Below are 15,169 nucleotides of genomic sequence, written 5' to 3'. Positions count from 1 at the left end.
CTACAGGTACAGGCCGGTCGAGTCCTCCGCGCCCTCCAGGCGCTCCGCGGCCACCGCGTGCAGATCGCGCTCGCGCATCAACACGTACGCCACCCCGCGCACCTCGACCTCGGCCCGGTCCTCGGGGTCGTACAGCACCCGGTCGCCCACCTCGACGGTCCGTACGTTCTGCCCCACCGCGACGACCTCGGCCCAGGCCAGGCGGCGTCCGACCGCCGCGGTCGCGGGAATGACGATGCCCCCGGACGAGCGCCGCTCGCCCTCGGGGATGTCCGTCCGGACCAGCACGCGGTCGTGCAGCATCCGGATCGGCAGCTTGTCGTGGGTGTCCTTGGTGTTATTCGGGCTCACGGCATGACCGTACCTGCCCGACGGCGACGATCATGCACCGCGGGCCGGATCCGAGGGACCCGAGGCCCCGCCCGACGCCCCCGCGGGACGCTACTTGTGGCGCTTCTTGGAGCCCAGCGCGAGCAGGCCCACCACGGCCACGCCGATCATGGCCACCGGAATGATGCGCTCCAGCCGCGGCGCCCCGTCCTCGGACACCAGCTGACCGCGTACGTCCGAGACCAGGCGGTTGACGGCCACGTAGGCCCGACCCGCCGTGCGGTCCACGGCCGCCGACGCCTTCGCCTTCGCCTCGTCCATGATCGTCTTGGGATGGAGCCGGACGCCGATCTCGTCGAGCGTCACGGCGAGATCCTGCCGCCTGCGGACGATGTCCGCCTCGATCTGCGCAGGGGTCCTGGCTTCCGACACCGCGCCGCCTCCGTCATCTCGTGCCGATGCGTACAAGGGGCCGGACACGTTCCGGATCTGCCCCGTGCGGAACCGGCCACCCGATCATGTGCCGATTCGTGAAGGACAGTCTGTCAGCTCCCACCCGCGGGCGCCCCACAGCACCCCCGTTTCGCGCCGCCCCGGCGCCCCCGACGCCGTTCCGGCGCGCCGACAGGGCCTAATGTCGGGGCGTACCACCGACCCATCCGCAGCACCCACCGCAAGGAGACGGAGACCCACCATGAGCGAGCGACTCCAGCCCGGCGACACCGCGCCCGCCTTCACGCTCCCCGACGCCGACGGCAAGCAGGTCTCGCTCGCCGACCACAAGGGGCGCAAGGTCATCGTCTACTTCTACCCGGCCGCGCTGACCCCCGGCTGCACCAAGCAGGCGTGCGACTTCACCGACAACCTCGACTTCCTCGCCGGCCACGGCTACGACGTCATCGGCATCTCCCCCGACAAGCCGGAGAAGCTCGCGAAGTTCCGCGAGAAGGAGGACCTCAAGGTCACCCTGCTCGGCGACCCGGACAAGGAGGTGCTCACCTCCTACGGCGCCTTCGGCGAGAAGAAGCTCTACGGCAAGACGGTCACCGGCGTGATCCGCTCCACCGTCGTCGTCGACGAGGACGGCAAGGTCGAGCGCGCGCTGTACAACGTCAAGGCCACCGGCCACGTCGCCAAGATCATCAAGGATCTGGGGCTGTAACCGGGACCCGGGCCGGCACACCGCACGGCGGCAACGCCGCCGCACCGCCGCCGGCCCGGTCGCGGCGGCCACCGGCTACGGCGCCGGCACCGCCTCCGGGACCGTCACCACGGTCCGGTCCGGCAGCTCCAACACCGCCTCGGCGCCGCCCCCCTCGGCGGCGCCGAACTCCAGCCGCGCCCCCAGCACCTCGGCCTGCCCGGCCGCGATCGTCAACCCCAGCCCGTGCCCCGTACCGCGCTCCGGCGCCGCCGTACGGAACCGCCGCGGCCCCTCCGCGCACAGCTCCGCCGGATACCCCGGCCCGTGGTCCCGCACCACGATCCGCGATCCGGCCACCACCACCTCGATCGGCGGCTCGCCGTGCTTGGCCGCGTTCGCCAGCAGGTTCACCAGGACCCGCTCCACCCGCCGCCGGTCCGTCTCCACGATCACCGGCTCGCCCTCGACCGTCACCGACACCGCGAGGTCGTCCACCCCGCGCTGCCGCGCCGCCCGCTGCACGATCCCGCGCACCAGCGACGGCAACTCACAGGCGTCCAGATCGGCCCGCTCCACCCCCGCGTCCAACCGCGAGACCTCCAGCAGGTCCTCCACCAGCCGCCGCATCGCCTGCGCCCGGTCCCGCACCAGCTCCACCGCCCGCGGCTCCGGCAACAGCTCCGCCGCCGCCACCAGCCCCGCCACCGGCGTGCGCAGCTCGTGCGCCACGTCCGCGGTGAACTCCCGCTCCGCCTCCACCCGCGCCGCCAACGACATCGCCATGTGGTGCACGCTGCGGCCCAACTCGGCCACCTCGTCCCGGCCGTTGCTGGCCAGCGCGTCCGCGTCCGGCGGCTCCCCCGCCGCGATCCGCCGCGCCGCCGCCGCGCTCAGCCGCAGCCGCCGCGACAGCCGCTGCGACACGAACCACGACACCACCGCCATCAGCACGACCGTGCCGCACCCCGCGATCAGCAGCGCCCGGTCCAGCGCCACCTGCGCCGGATCGTCCTCCGGATACGCCGCCGACACCGACAGCGAACGCGTCGGCCGGTCGCCCTCCCCGCCGACCCCGGTCGCCGCCCACACCCGCGGGTCGTCGCCGCCGCTGAGATACGTCCCCGAGCGGTTGTGGAACACCGCCGCCCGCAGCGGCCGCGGCAACGTCGCGTCGTCCAGCTGGGCGCCCAGCGCCAACGTGCCGTCCCGCTCATAGATCTGCAGCGCCGAACTCAGCCGCTCATCCTGATACGCCCGGGCCGACCGCTCCCTCTCGGCGTCGGCAATGTGGTGCACGGCGAAGCCGAGCACCACCACCGCAAGCGCCGTCATACCCGAAATGGCCAGGGCGATCCGGCCTCGAATGCCCATCACGCGAGGTTATACATCTCCGTCGTGTCGCCGAGCGGCGTGGAACCCTCGTAGGTCACCTCCAGGCCCGTGAAGGCCCGTGCACCGTCGACCTCCTTCGCACCGTAGAGCCGGAACGTCGCCCGGTACCCGGCGTCCGTGCCCACCCCGGCCGCGGTCTTCTCGACCTGCACCACGCCACGGCCCTCGGCCTCGTCGGCGTCGTAGCGGTCCCAGGTGATCCCGGTCGCCACCATCCCGGCGTCCGCGCAGGTCAGCGTGATCACCTGGGGCCGGATCTCCGGCTCCCCGATCCCGCAGTCGCGCACGCCCGGGAGCCCGCCGGTGGGCCGGCCGTCCGACTTCACGTCCTGGACGGCCGAGGTCTTCGGGGCGGCGTCCACCGCGGACGCGCGCTGCGACGCCTGGCTGAACCACACCCCGCCGGCCGCCAGCGCGGTCACCACGAGAAAGGCCAGCAGGGCGGTGCGCCCGCGCCTCCAGCGGGCCCCTTCGCGGTCGGTCATCACACACTCCTCCCGAGGCACCTTCGCCCCGTCAACCCCACCAGCAAACAACGACCGCCGTGGCGGCCCCGCACCGGCTCCTGAGCCGGGCCACCGCACCGCGGCACCACACGACGGCTCACGGCCACCACTTCCTGCGACGAAAGGGCCCCCTTCGACGGGCCTGCGACGGAAAGGGGCAATTTCGTCACCGCCACTCTCCTCTCCCCCCGACACAGGCTGATTGCCCGAATGCCGCGGTGACCACTCGGCTGTGTACCAGTCCTGTAACAAGAGCCCCCGCCACGACAACCCTGCACTCCTGTGACGTGCGCCGTCCGGCCGACTCCGGGTGACATACCTCGCGATCACCGCCCACAGTGTTTCGACCCGCCGTCCAGCGTGCAGGCGCACCGGTCGTAGCCCCAACCCCCGCCCGCGCACCCCGTACCGCGCGCCGACCGACCGGGAGGACCGCCGCGTGCCGCACCTCAGTACCGAAGCCAGCCACTCCGCACCGGAACCGGACCGCGCCGCGCGCAGACGCCACCGGGTGCTCTTCCGCGCCATCGACCGGCGCCGCAACCCACGGCTCCGCCGCACCGACATCACGGTCACCGACGAACCCACCGTCCGACGCGCCGTGAAGGCCGCCGCCCTCGGCAACGCCATGGAGTGGTTCGACTTCGGGATCTACAGCTACCTGGCCCTCACCATCGGCAAGGTCTTCTTCCCCGGCGGCAGCTCCACCGCCAGCCTGCTGTCCTCCTTCGCCACCTTCGCCGTGGCCTTCCTCGTACGCCCCCTGGGCGGCGCCTACTTCGGCCCACTCGGCGACCGCATCGGACGCAAGAAGGTCCTCGCCCTCACCATGATCATGATGGCGCTGGGCACCCTCGGCATCGGCCTCGTCCCGTCCTACGCCAGCATCGGCCCGTGGTCCCCCGCCCTCCTCATCCTCTTCCGCCTCGTCCAGGGCTTCTCCACCGGCGGCGAATACGGCGGCGCCTCCACGTTCATCGCCGAATACGCCCCCGACAAGAAGCGCGGCTACTTCGGCAGCTTCCTGGAGATGGGCACCCTGATCGGCTACACGGGCGCCGCCGGCATCGTCCTCCTGCTCAACACCACGCTCGGCCCCGACACCATGCTCGCCTGGGGCTGGCGCGTCCCGTTCCTCGTCGCCGGCCCACTCGGCCTGGTCGGCCTCTACCTCCGCCTCCGGCTCGACGAGACCCCGGCCTTCCAGAAACTGGAGTCCACCCAGACCCACGCCCCCACCGACTCCCCCACCCGGACCGAGGAAGAGCCCTCCCACCCGTCCACCCACACCCCGAAGCGGAAGCTGGGCGAGATCCTCACCCGGCACTGGCCGACCCTCGTCCTGTGCATCGCCCTGGTCGGCGCCTACAACATCACCGACTACATGCTCCTCTCCTACATGCCGACCTACCTCACGGACACCCTGGACTACGACGAGACCCACGGCCTGCTGATCCTGCTGGCCACCATGGTCGTCCTCATCTGCCTGCTCCCCACCGTCGGCAGACTCAACGACCGCTACGGCCGCAAGCCGCTCCTGATGGCCGGGATGCTCGGCTTCTTCGTCCTCGCCATCCCGGCGTTCCTGCTGGTCAAACAGGGCTCCCTGCTCACCGTCGGCTGCGGCACGGCCCTCCTCGGCCTCTCCCTGCTCTGCCTCCTGGGCACCATGTCCGCCGCCCTGCCCGCCCTCTTCCCCACCAACGTCCGCTACGGCTCCCTGTCCATCGGCTACAACCTCGCGGTCTCCCTCTTCGGCGGCACCACCCCGCTGGTCATCACCGCCCTCATGGACACCTTCGACAAGAACGTGATGGTGCCCGCCTACTACACGATGGGCGCGGCCCTCGTCGGCGTCATCGCCGTCGCCTGCATGAAGGAGACCGCCCAACAGCCCCTGGAGGGCTCCCCGCCCTCGGTCTCCACCAGGGAAGAGGCCCTCGAACTGATCGCGTCCCAGACCCCGGAACCGCGCTTCTGACCACACCCGCACCCCCGCATCCTCCGTATCCGACCACTCACCCGCCGTAACCACCCCTGCGTTCGATCGTTGTTCAGTTCGACAACCGAGAGAGCGCACGGGGTGGGCCTGGTGCGCCTGCACCGAGGGGGCAACATGCCGGTGAGTCCGTACACCCGGGAGCGACTGGCGGCCGCGGCGTCGTCATCACGGACGCTGTCGGAGACGTTGGCGAAGTTGGGCGCGGACCCACGGAGTTCGCAACGGAACTACCTCAGAGAGCGGATGAGGAAGCTGGGGGTGGACACCTCCCACTTCGAGCGGGAGGGGGTGAAGTGGACGAAGGAGATCCTTGAGCCCGTGGTCGCCCTGTCCACAAGCGTCAACGAGGTCGTACGCCGCCTCGGACTTGATTGCGTAGGTGGCCACCAGACCCACATCGCCCGGCGGATCAAGGCATGCGGGATCGACACTTCACACTTCTCAACGGTGGTCCGTACCGAGAACATGAGGTACAACCAACGTCGCCGGACGGCCGAAGAGATCCTCGTCGAGGCCACCTCAGCGCACGCCAGACGACTTCCGAACAGCCGGCTCAAGAGGGCGATGCGCGAGCTGGGCGTAGCGGAGCGCTGCACCCTTTGCGGTATCGAGCCCGTCTGGCGAGGGGATCCGCTCCCTCTGGAAGTCGACCACATCGACGGCAACTGGCGGGACAATCGGATCCGAAACCTGCGGTTCCTCTGCCCCAACTGCCATTCGACGACCGATAGTTATCGGGGGCGGGGCAAGCGGCGCACCAAGGGTGGCGCGGCATGAGCAGCGGCGTGCAGTACACCCGTGAGCGACTCACCGAAGCTGCTGGCCAGTGTTCCGACATCGACGAGGTCATCGCATTCTTCGGCACCCGCCCATACGGCCAACTCCGCCGCTACCTCTACCGTCGCTTCAGCCATTTCGGGATTGATGTCTCGCACTTCCGTCACCGCGGCAACATGACCCGACGCAAAACCCGCCCCACACCTGAGGTGTTGCGCACCGCAGTAGCCGACTCGACTTCCCTCGCTGAAGTGCTCCGCCTTCTAGGACGGCCCGACAACGGACGCCAGCGCGCGATGCTGCGCAAGTGGATCACAGAAGAGCAACTGTCGACCGCTCACTTCCTGGGACAGGCGCATCAGCGGGGAAAGCCTGGGCCCGTGCCGGCCAAGCGCCCCCAAGAGATCCTGGTTCGGCACGACCGCAAGCACCGCACGAGAACCCGCCTACTGCGGCGAGCACTCCGAGAAATCGGCGTGCCTGAGCGCTGCGCCGGGTGCGGGGTCCTCCCGGAGTGGCTCGGCAGGCCCATGACCCTGGAGGTCGATCACATCAGCGGGGACTGGAGCGACGACCGGCAGGAGAACCTGCGGTTACTGTGCCCCAACTGCCACGCGATTACGAGCACGTGGTGCAGGGGAGGCAGAAGGCTACGGAAGACTCCCGGTACGATGGCAGGCAACTAGCGGCGGTGGTGCAATGGCGACACAGCTGGTTTAGGTCCAGTGACCCGTAAAGGGTTTGAGGGTTCGAATCCCTTCCGCCGCACACAAACGGCCTGCGATTCGAAGGAGCGATCGCAGGCCGTTTCTCTGTACAGACTCAGCCCAACAACTCCCGCACCACCGGTGCCAGCGCGCGGAACGCCTTTCCGCGGTGGCTGATGGCGTTCTTCTCGGCGGGGGTCAGTTCGGCGCAGGTACGGGTCTCCCCCTCCGGCTGGAGGATGGGGTCGTAGCCGAAGCCGCCGGTGCCGGCGGGGGTGCGGCGGAGGGTTCCGTCGAGGGTGCCCTCGACGACGCGCTCGGTGCCGTCGGGGAGGGCGAGGGCCGCGGCGCAGGCGAAGTGGGCGGCGCGGTGTTCGTCGGCGATGTCGGAGAGCTGGGCGAGCAGCAGGTCGAGGTTGGCCTGGTCGTCGCCGTGCCGGCCGGCCCAGCGGGCGGAGAAGATGCCGGGGGCGCCGCCGAGGACCGTGACGCAGAGGCCGGAGTCGTCGGCGACGGCCGGGTGTCCGGTGGCCTGGGCGAGGGCGTGCGCCTTGAGGAGCGCGTTCTCGGCGAAGGTGACGCCGGTCTCCTTGACGTCGGGGACGTCGGGATAGGCGTCGGCGCCGACGAGTTCGACGTCGAGGTCGGCCGCGTCGAGGATGGCGCGGAGTTCGGCGATCTTGCCGTTGTTACGGGTGGCGAGGACGAGGCGGCGGTGGGCCGCCGGGCGGCCGCCGGTGGGTGACTCCATGGGGCGTGATTATTCCTTGTCGCCGGGGGTGCAGGCCGCGGTGATGTCGCTGGTCGCCTGGCCGATGGAGGTGAGGTCGGGGGCCTTGTGGTCGCGCAGGGCCGTGCGGGCGTCCTTGATGCCGCCGTTCATCTTGTCGATGGCCTTGGACAGCTCGGGGTCGTCGGTGGAGGCGCTGAGCTTGCGGAGGTCGGCGTCGAGGGCGTCGAGGGCCTTGTCGGCCCCCTGGGGGTCGTCGACGGCCTTGTCGGCGGCGGTGCGGAGGGTGTCGACGCCGTCGACGAGGGCGGTGGCGGTGTGGGTGCAGTCCATGGCCTTCTGGACGGCGCCGCAGGCGGACAGGAGCGGGAGCGCGAGGGTGGCGGCGGCCAGTGCGGCGAGCGCGGTGGTGGCGGGGCGGAGCCGGCGGTGGGGACGGGCCATGGGGCGTTCCTTCCCTTGCGGTGTACGGAGGATGCGTACGGGAGCCGGGGGCCGGGGGCCGGGTCGGCCTCCGGTGGCGGTGTACGGCGGGCTCGGTACTGGGGGAAACGCAGGGCGGGGAAGGGGGGTTGCCCGGGCGGTGGGGGCGGGGGCCGTGGTGCGTCCCGCCCCTTTCCGGTGGCCGCGGTGGCCGCGGTGGTCAGAGGGTGCGGGCCAGGGCTTCCTGCTGGGCGGCGTCGAGGGCGCGGCAGCCGGCGACGGCGAGGTCGAGCAGGGAGTCGAGTTCGGTGCGGTCGAAGGGCGTGGCCTCGGCGGTGCCCTGGACCTCGACGAAGCGGCCGTCGCCGGTGCAGACGACGTTCATGTCGGTCTCGGCGCGGACGTCCTCCTCGTAGCAGAGGTCCAGGAGCGGGACGCCGTCGACGATGCCGACGCTGACCGCGCTGACGGTGCCGGTGAGCGGGCGGCGGCCGTGCTTGATGAGCTTCTTGCCCTGGGCCCAGCCGATGGCGTCGGCGAGGGCGACGTAGGCGCCGGTGATGGCGGCGGTGCGGGTGCCGCCGTCGGCCTGGAGGACGTCGCAGTCCAGGACGACGGTGTTCTCGCCGAGGGCCTTGAAGTCGATGACGGCGCGCAGCGAGCGGCCGATGAGGCGGGAGATCTCGTGGGTGCGGCCGCCGATCTTGCCGCGGACGGATTCCCGGTCGCCGCGGGTGTTGGTGGAGCGGGGCAGCATCGCGTATTCGGCGGTGACCCAGCCCTCGCCGGTGCCCTTGCGCCAGCGCGGTACACCTTCGGTGACCGAGGCGGTGCAGAAGACCTTGGTGTCGCCGAAGGAGACGAGGACGGAGCCTTCGGCGTGCTTGCTCCAGCCGCGTTCGATGGTGACGGGGCGGAGCTGTTCGGGGGTGCGGCCGTCGATGCGAGACATGGCTCAGACCCTATCGGCTGTGCCGAGGGCCCCGTTCCGGCGGCGGGGGTGCTCCCTTCGCCGGGGGCGGGGCCCTCGGGTGGCCGCGGGTGCGGGGCACCTCGCGTGCGCGTGTGCGCAGGTCATGCGCGCGTCATGAGTGGTGGCTCACATCATGTCTTCGATCTCGGCGGCGATCGGGTCGGCGTCGGTGCCGATGACGACCTGGATGGCGGTGCCCATCTTCACGACGCCGTGGGCGCCGGCGGCCTTGAGAGCGGCGTCGTCGACGAGGGAGGCGTCGTTGACCTCGGTGCGGAGTCGGGTGATGCAGCCCTCGACCTCTTCGATGTTGTCGAGTCCGCCGAGCCCGGCGACGATCTTCTCAGCCTTGGTGGCCATGTCCACTCCTGCTTGTCTCGGCCGTCGGCGGTTTCCGCCGCTCGGTTTTCACACGGTAACGCACGTTCGGCCCACTTCAGCGGGCGTCTGACCGCAATCTGACGAAGGATGGCGATCGTCGGAGGGGGTGTCCGGAAGGCCCCCTCCGACAAATGGTCTACACCACCAGTATGCGGCAAGCGGCGGGCCGGGCGCCGCCGGGTCGGCGCCAGGAGCACGCGGAGGGCGCGGAGCACGCGGAGGGCGCGGAGGGCGCGGATGAGTTCGGACGCAGCGGGCACGGCGCCGGGGCAGGGCCCGGCGAAGCCGATCAAGATCCGGGCGGCGGGTCTCTTCCAGGGGCTGCAGAAGATGGGCCGCAGCCTTCAGTTGCCCATCGCGGTGCTGCCGGCGGCGGGCATCCTGAACCGGCTGGGTCAGCCGGACGTCTTCGGCGACAAGGGGCTGCGCTGGGGGAACGTCGCCAGGGTCTTCGCGGGGGCGGGTGGGGCGCTGCTGGATTCCGGGCTGGGGCTGCCGTTGCTGTTCTGCATCGGTGTGGCGATCGGGATGGCGAAGAAGGCGGACGGGTCGACGGCGCTGGCGGCGGTGACCGGTTTCCTCGTCTACTACTCGGTGCTGCACGCGTTCCCGGCGAGCTGCGCCGTCGGGCAGAAGTACACCCAGGCCGGTCAGTGGACCGGGGTGTGTGTGGACACGTCCGCGAAGGTGACCCAGGCGGCGTTCCAGAATCCGGGGGTCTTCGGCGGCATCGTGATGGGTTTCCTCTCGGCCTGGCTCTGGCAGCGTTTCCACCGGGTGAAGCTGGTGGCGTGGCTGGGCTTCTTCAACGGCCGCCGGCTGGTCCCGATCATCATGGCCTTCGTCGGGCTGGTCTTCGCGGTGCTGTGCCTGTTCGTCTGGCCGCCGATCGGTGACGGGCTGATGCGTTTCAGCGAGTGGCTGACGGCGCTGAGTGCGTGGGGTGCGGGGATCTTCGGGGTGGCGAACCGTGCGCTGCTGGTGGTGGGGCTGCACCAGTTCCTGAACATTCCGTTGTGGTTCCAGTTCGGGAGTTTCACCAAGCCGGACGGGACGGTGGTGCACGGCGACATCAACCGGTTCATGGCGGGCGACCCGACGGCGGGCCAGTTCACCACCGGCTTCTTCCCGATCATGATGTTCGCGCTGCCGGCCGCGGCGCTGGCGATCACGCACTGCGCGAAGCCGCATCGTCGCAAGGAGATCGCGGGGATGATGCTGTCGGTCGGCCTGACGTCGTTCGTCACCGGCATCACCGAGCCGATCGAGTACGCGTTCATGTTCGTGGCGCCGGCGCTGTATGTGATGCACGCGGTGCTGACGGGGGTGTCGATGGCGGTGAGCTGGGGGCTGGGGGTACATGACGGCTTCAGCTTCTCGGCCGGTCTGATCGACTACGTCATCAACTGGGGACTGGCGACGAAGCCCTGGTTGCTCATTCCGATCGGGCTGTGTTTCGCGGCGGTCTACTACGCCGTCTTCCGTTTCGCGATCACGAAGTTCGATCTTCAGACCCCGGGGCGGGAGCCGGACGAGGTGGGGGACGCCATGGAGCGGGAGAACGTGAAGTAGCGCTCACCCCGGAAGCGCGGGGCCGGTCGGCTCCACGGGCATCCGGCGCGGGGAGGCCCGGCCGGTGCCCGATCACAGGTTCCTTGCGGTGCCTTCGCCGTGCTACAACAGGTCTACACCACCTCGCGTGTGGTGTAGACCTGCGGCCGGTCTGGCCGTGTCCCCCCGAGACGCCGCCGTCCCCCACCACTTCGTCCAGGCGGCGCCTTGTCCACTGGAGGAAGTTGTGTCCACGGCCAGTGCCGTCCCCGCGGCCGAGAAGAAAAAGAAGGGTTCCGGCGCGATGGCTGTCATGCAGCGCATCGGCCGCAGCCTGATGCTGCCGGTCGCCGTGCTGCCCGCAGCCGCCCTGCTCGTCCGCCTCGGCAACAACGACATGCTCGGCCGGGACTCGTTCCCGACCGTCATCACCAAGATCGCCGGCTATATGGCCGCCGGCGGCGGCGCGATCCTCGACAACATGCCGCTGCTGTTCGCCGTCGGCATCGCGATCGGCTACGCGAAGAAGTCGGACGGCTCGACGGCCCTGGCCGCGGTGACGGGTTACCTCGTCTTCCAGAAGGTGCTCGCCACCTTCACCGACAAGAACCTGCCGAAGGTCGCCGCCGTCGTGGACGGCAAGATCGTCATGAACGAGGCGCCGGTCAACGCCGGCGTGCTCGGCGGTGTCGTGATGGGCCTCGCCGTGGCGCTGCTCTACCAGCGCTTCTACCGCACCAAGCTGCCCGAGTGGCTGGGCTTCTTCGGCGGCCGCCGGCTGGTGCCGATCCTGTCGGCCTTCGCGGGCCTGGGCATAGGCATCGTCTTCGGTCTCATCTGGCCGGTGCTCGGCGCGGGTCTGCACAACTTCGGCGAATGGCTGGTCGGCTCGGGCGCCGTGGGTGCGGGCATCTTCGGTGTCGCCAACCGCGCGCTGATCCCCGTGGGCATGCACCACCTGCTGAACTCCTTCCCGTGGCTCCAGGCGGGCGACTACCACGGCAAGCACGGCGACATCGCGCGCTTCCTCGCCGGCGACCCGTCGGCCGGCCAGTTCATGACCGGCTTCTTCCCGATCATGATGTTCGCGCTGCCGGCCGCCTGCCTCGCGATCGTGCACTGCGCCCGCCCCGAGCGCCGCAAGGTCGTCGGCGGCATGATGCTCTCGCTCGCGCTCACCGCGTTCATCACCGGTGTGACCGAGCCGATCGAGTTCACGTTCATGTTCATCGCCCCGGTCCTGTACGCGATCCACGCGGTGCTCACCGGTGTCTCGATGGCCCTGACGTGGGCGCTGGGCATGAAGGACGGCTTCGGCTTCTCGGCCGGCGCGATCGACTACCTGCTCAACCTGGGCATCGCCTCCAACCCGTGGGGCCTGGCCCTGGTGGGCCTGTGCTTCGCCGCGGTGTACTACGTGGTCTTCCGCTTCGCGATCACCAAGTTCAACCTCCCCACGCCGGGCCGTGAGTCCGACGAGGAGCTGGCGGAGCTGCAGAAGGCCGAGTCCAAGTAGCCGGCACTTTCCGCCCGTTCACCGCCGGGTTCCCCTTCCGCACCGGAAGGGGAACCCGGTTTTTTTCATCCGCCGACACCACCGCCACCGCCGCGCCGGCCGGCGGCCGGTACGAACTCGTCGCCGGCGCCCACCGGATGGCCGCCGGGCCCGGCGCGGGTCAGGGCCCGGCGGACGACGTCGGCCACCTGCGGCAGTTGCCGACCCGCCTCGATCCGGGCCCGGGTCAGATCTCGTAGACCGCGCCGGCCTTGGCGACCTCGACCGGCCCGTCGTAGACCTTCTGGGCGTCGCGGAGGCTGATGTCCGGGTCGGTCCACGGCGGGATGTGGGTGAGCACCAGTCGGCCGGCGCCGGCCCGCCGGGCGTGCTCGCCGGCCTCCCGCCCGTTGAGGTGGAGGCCGGGGATGTCCTCCTTGCCGTGGGTGAAGGACGCCTCGCACAGGAAGAGGTCGGCGCCCTCGGCGAGGCGCTCCAGCGCCGCGCAGGGGCCGGTGTCCCCGGAGTACGTCAGGGTGCGGCCGCCGTGTTCGATGCGGAAGCCGTACGCCTCGACGGGGTGGCTGACCTGTTCGGTGCGGACGGTGAACGGGCCGATGGTCATGGTGCCGGGGGTCAGCGTGCGGAAGTCGAAGACCTCGCTCATGGCCGCCTCGTGCGGCAGGTCGGCGTGCGCGACGGTCAGCCGGCGCTCGGTGCCGGCCGGCCCGTAGACCGGCATCGGCGCGCAGCGGCCGCCGTCCGGCCGGTAGTAGCGGACGACGAAGTAGCCGCACAGGTCGATGCAGTGATCGGCGTGCAGATGCGACAGGAGCACGGCGTCCAGGTCGTAGAGACCGCAGTGGCGCTGCAACTCGCCGAGGGCGCCGTTGCCCATGTCGAGGAGCAGCCTGAAGCCGTCGGCCTCCAGGAGGTAGCTCGAACAGGCCGATTCCATGGAGGGGAACGACCCCGAGCATCCGACGACGGTGAGCTTCATGCGGGCGTGAACCTCCGTGGGCTGGGGGCACCTCCCAGCGGTAGCTGGGGGAGGGCGGCAGCCGGCGGCTCCCCTTGGGGGTGGTGGTCCCGGCGGTGCCGTGCCGGGCTGCTGCCGGGTCCTTGGCAGTCGGTGCGGTGCCCCCGAGCGTAAGGCGCGAAGGGGCGTGTGACGCCTTTGGTGGGGCGAGCTGTGGGCGGAATCACCAGTCCGGGTGGGGGTTCGGCGGGCGGCCGTGCACCGGGCTTCCGGTGGGCGGAAAGTCCGCCGTGCCCGCGCCGCGCGGGACGTGTCCGGCGGCGGCCCGGCGACGCGCGAAGGGGTGGCTCCGGCGGACGCCGGAAGCCACCCCTTCGGGGGCTGTCGGGCCTATGCCCAGAGCTGCCCGTGCAGCGTCGCGATCGCCGCCTCGGTCGACTCGGCGGTGTAGACGCCGGTGGAGAGGTACTTCCATCCGCCGTCGGCGACCACGAAGACGATGTCGGCCGACTCGCCGGCGCGGACCGCCTTCCGGGCGACGCCGAGGGCGGCGTGCAGCGCGGCGCCGGTGGAGATGCCGGCGAAGATGCCTTCCGTCGCGAGGAGTTCGCGGGTGCGGCGGACCGCGTCCTCGGAGCCGACGGAGAAGCGGGTGGTGAGGACGGACTCGTCGTAGAGCTCGGGGATGAAGCCCTCGTCGAGGTTGCGCAGGCCGTAGACGACGTCGTCGTAGCGGGGTTCGGCGGCGACGATCTGCACGCCGGGGACGTGCTCGCGCAGATAGCGGCCGACGCCCATCAGGGTGCCGGTGGTGCCCAGGCCCGCCACGAAGTGGGTGACCGAGGGCAGGTCGGCGAGGATCTCGGGGCCGGTGGTGGCGTAGTGGGCACCGGCGTTGTCGGGGTTGCCGTACTGGTAGAGCATCACCCAGTCGGGGTGCTCGGCGGCGAGTTCCTTGGCGACCTTCACGGCGGTGTTGGAGCCGCCCGCGGCCGGCGAGGAGATGATCTCGGCGCCCCACATGGCGAGCAGTTCGCGCCGTTCGGAGGAGGTGTTCTCGGGCATCACGCACACGATGCGGTAGCCCTTGAGCTTGGCCGCCATGGCGAGCGAGATACCGGTGTTGCCGCTGGTGGGCTCCAGGATCGTGCAGCCGGGGGTGAGCCGGCCGTCCTTCTCGGCCTGCTCGATCATGTGGAGCGCGGGCCGGTCCTTGACGGAGCCCGTGGGGTTGCGGTCCTCCAGCTTCGCCCAGATGCGGACGTCCTCGGAGGGGGAGAGGCGCGGGAGGCGGACGAGAGGGGTGTTCCCGACCGCCGCCAGCGGGGAGTCGTACCGCACGTCAGCTCTTTCCGCCGGCCACGGCGGGCAGGATCGTCACGCTGTCGCCGTCGCCGAGCTCGGTGCCGATGCCGCCGAGGAAGCGCACGTCCTCGTCGTTGAGGTAGACGTTCACGAAGCGGCGCAGATCCCCACCGTCGTCGACCAGGCGCTCCCGGATGCCGGCGTGCCGGCCGTCCAGGTCCTTGAAGAGTTCGTCGAGAGTGGCCCCGCTGCCCTCGACGGCCTTCTGGCCGTCGGTGTAGCTGCGCAGGATGGTCGGGATGCGGACCTCGATGGCCATGGGAGTGCTCCTGTCGGAGTTCGGGATGCGATGGCGGGGGCGGTGTGCGGGCGGTGCGTCGGCGATGCGCCGCGGCGGTGCGGGGATGCGGGCGGTGCGGCGCGCCGGAACGGCGCGGGGCCCTGCGGGGTGCGGCGTGGCGCCGCGGGCCGACG

At 70.7% G+C, this 15,169-nt stretch carries 18 protein-coding genes and 1 tRNA gene; 7 read left to right on the top strand and 12 right to left on the bottom strand.

Annotation, left to right across the window (positions count from 1 at the left end; all coding sequences use genetic code 11):
- Together SNOUR_RS24970 and SNOUR_RS24965 are read right to left on the bottom strand one after the other, a co-directional pair.
- Nucleotides 1-303, bottom strand: coding sequence for a GroES family chaperonin (locus SNOUR_RS24970; protein WP_052287519.1), 303 nt, complete (start codon nucleotides 301-303; stop codon nucleotides 1-3).
- Between the two features lie 138 nt (nucleotides 304-441).
- Complete coding sequence (locus SNOUR_RS24965; RefSeq protein WP_067351123.1) at nucleotides 442-762, bottom strand: DUF3618 domain-containing protein; 321 nt, start codon at nucleotides 760-762, stop codon at nucleotides 442-444.
- 262 nt (nucleotides 763-1,024) lie between these two features.
- Here SNOUR_RS24965 and bcp point away from each other — a divergent pair, with 262 nt between their 5' ends.
- Nucleotides 1,025-1,492, top strand: coding sequence for a thioredoxin-dependent thiol peroxidase (gene bcp, locus SNOUR_RS24960; RefSeq protein ID WP_067351120.1), 468 nt, complete (start codon nucleotides 1,025-1,027; stop codon nucleotides 1,490-1,492).
- Between the two features lie 75 nt (nucleotides 1,493-1,567).
- On the opposite strand, the gene SNOUR_RS24955 is transcribed toward bcp, so the two are convergent.
- Both SNOUR_RS24955 and SNOUR_RS24950 read right to left on the bottom strand, forming a co-directional pair.
- On the bottom strand, nucleotides 1,568-2,845 hold the full coding sequence (locus SNOUR_RS24955; protein ID WP_067351117.1) for a sensor histidine kinase: 1,278 nt from the start codon (nucleotides 2,843-2,845) through the stop codon (nucleotides 1,568-1,570).
- Entirely contained in the window at nucleotides 2,845-3,351 is a 507-nt protein-coding gene (locus SNOUR_RS24950) for a hypothetical protein (RefSeq protein WP_067351115.1), read from the bottom strand. Before SNOUR_RS24950 ends, SNOUR_RS24955 begins: the two co-directional genes overlap by 1 nt.
- 460 nt (nucleotides 3,352-3,811) lie before the next feature.
- On the opposite strand from SNOUR_RS24950, the gene SNOUR_RS24945 reads away from it, so the two are divergent.
- The 4 genes from SNOUR_RS24945 (at nucleotide 3,812) to SNOUR_RS24935 (ending at nucleotide 6,919) form a co-directional block, all read left to right on the top strand.
- Nucleotides 3,812-5,353: an MFS transporter gene (locus SNOUR_RS24945; RefSeq protein ID WP_067351112.1), complete on the top strand. Its 1,542-nt coding sequence runs from the start codon at nucleotides 3,812-3,814 to the stop codon at nucleotides 5,351-5,353.
- Between the two features lie 135 nt (nucleotides 5,354-5,488).
- Nucleotides 5,489-6,151 (top strand): HNH endonuclease, encoded by a 663-nt coding sequence (locus tag SNOUR_RS24940; protein WP_067351109.1) that lies wholly within the window; start codon nucleotides 5,489-5,491, stop codon nucleotides 6,149-6,151.
- Nucleotides 6,148-6,837, top strand: a complete 690-nt coding sequence (locus SNOUR_RS43320; protein WP_079142869.1) for an HNH endonuclease signature motif containing protein — start codon at nucleotides 6,148-6,150, stop codon at nucleotides 6,835-6,837. Before SNOUR_RS24940 ends, SNOUR_RS43320 begins: the two co-directional genes overlap by 4 nt.
- Nucleotides 6,837-6,919 (top strand) — tRNA-Leu (locus SNOUR_RS24935). The genes SNOUR_RS43320 and SNOUR_RS24935 overlap by 1 nt, the downstream gene beginning before the upstream one ends.
- A gap of 54 nt (nucleotides 6,920-6,973) precedes the next feature.
- Here the strand turns inward: SNOUR_RS24935 and rdgB are convergent.
- From rdgB to SNOUR_RS24915, 4 genes are all read right to left on the bottom strand, one after another.
- On the bottom strand, nucleotides 6,974-7,609 hold the full coding sequence (gene rdgB / locus SNOUR_RS24930) for an RdgB/HAM1 family non-canonical purine NTP pyrophosphatase (RefSeq protein WP_067351106.1): 636 nt from the start codon (nucleotides 7,607-7,609) through the stop codon (nucleotides 6,974-6,976).
- A 9-nt stretch (nucleotides 7,610-7,618) separates the two neighbouring features.
- Nucleotides 7,619-8,032 (bottom strand): hypothetical protein, encoded by a 414-nt coding sequence (locus tag SNOUR_RS24925; RefSeq protein WP_067351102.1) that lies wholly within the window; start codon nucleotides 8,030-8,032, stop codon nucleotides 7,619-7,621.
- A 199-nt stretch (nucleotides 8,033-8,231) separates the two neighbouring features.
- Nucleotides 8,232-8,963 carry a ribonuclease PH gene (gene rph / locus SNOUR_RS24920; RefSeq protein ID WP_067351099.1) on the bottom strand — a complete coding sequence of 244 codons (732 nt, stop codon included), beginning with the start codon at nucleotides 8,961-8,963 and terminating at the stop codon, nucleotides 8,232-8,234.
- 147 nt (nucleotides 8,964-9,110) lie between these two features.
- Complete coding sequence (locus tag SNOUR_RS24915) at nucleotides 9,111-9,344, bottom strand: PTS sugar transporter subunit IIB (RefSeq protein ID WP_067351095.1); 234 nt, start codon at nucleotides 9,342-9,344, stop codon at nucleotides 9,111-9,113.
- 258 nt (nucleotides 9,345-9,602) lie between these two features.
- Here SNOUR_RS24915 and SNOUR_RS24910 point away from each other — a divergent pair, with 258 nt between their 5' ends.
- On the top strand, nucleotides 9,603-10,937 hold the full coding sequence (locus SNOUR_RS24910; RefSeq protein WP_067351091.1) for a PTS transporter subunit EIIC: 1,335 nt from the start codon (nucleotides 9,603-9,605) through the stop codon (nucleotides 10,935-10,937).
- Nucleotides 10,938-11,220: 283 nt separating this feature from the next.
- Nucleotides 11,221-12,432, top strand: coding sequence for a PTS transporter subunit EIIC (locus SNOUR_RS24905; RefSeq protein ID WP_376738544.1), 1,212 nt, complete (start codon nucleotides 11,221-11,223; stop codon nucleotides 12,430-12,432).
- Between the two features lie 65 nt (nucleotides 12,433-12,497).
- On the opposite strand, the gene SNOUR_RS48470 is transcribed toward SNOUR_RS24905, so the two are convergent.
- The 4 genes from SNOUR_RS48470 to SNOUR_RS24890 form a co-directional block, all read right to left on the bottom strand.
- Nucleotides 12,498-12,620 carry a hypothetical protein gene (locus tag SNOUR_RS48470; protein WP_312633575.1) on the bottom strand — a complete coding sequence of 41 codons (123 nt, stop codon included), beginning with the start codon at nucleotides 12,618-12,620 and terminating at the stop codon, nucleotides 12,498-12,500.
- 38 nt (nucleotides 12,621-12,658) lie between these two features.
- Entirely contained in the window at nucleotides 12,659-13,411 is a 753-nt protein-coding gene (locus SNOUR_RS24900; RefSeq protein ID WP_067351085.1) for an MBL fold metallo-hydrolase, read from the bottom strand.
- Nucleotides 13,412-13,780: 369 nt separating this feature from the next.
- Nucleotides 13,781-14,731, bottom strand: coding sequence for a PLP-dependent cysteine synthase family protein (locus tag SNOUR_RS24895; RefSeq protein ID WP_067351082.1), 951 nt, complete (start codon nucleotides 14,729-14,731; stop codon nucleotides 13,781-13,783).
- Nucleotide 14,732: 1 nt separating this feature from the next.
- Complete coding sequence (locus tag SNOUR_RS24890) at nucleotides 14,733-15,014, bottom strand: MoaD/ThiS family protein (RefSeq protein ID WP_067351079.1); 282 nt, start codon at nucleotides 15,012-15,014, stop codon at nucleotides 14,733-14,735.
- Between the last annotated feature and the right edge of the window lie 155 nt (nucleotides 15,015-15,169).

This window comes from Streptomyces noursei ATCC 11455 (assembly GCF_001704275.1).
Classification (GTDB): domain Bacteria; phylum Actinomycetota; class Actinomycetes; order Streptomycetales; family Streptomycetaceae; genus Streptomyces; species Streptomyces noursei.
Note: the sequence above shows the minus strand (reverse complement) of the source record. Positions and strands in the feature narration are given on the sequence as shown.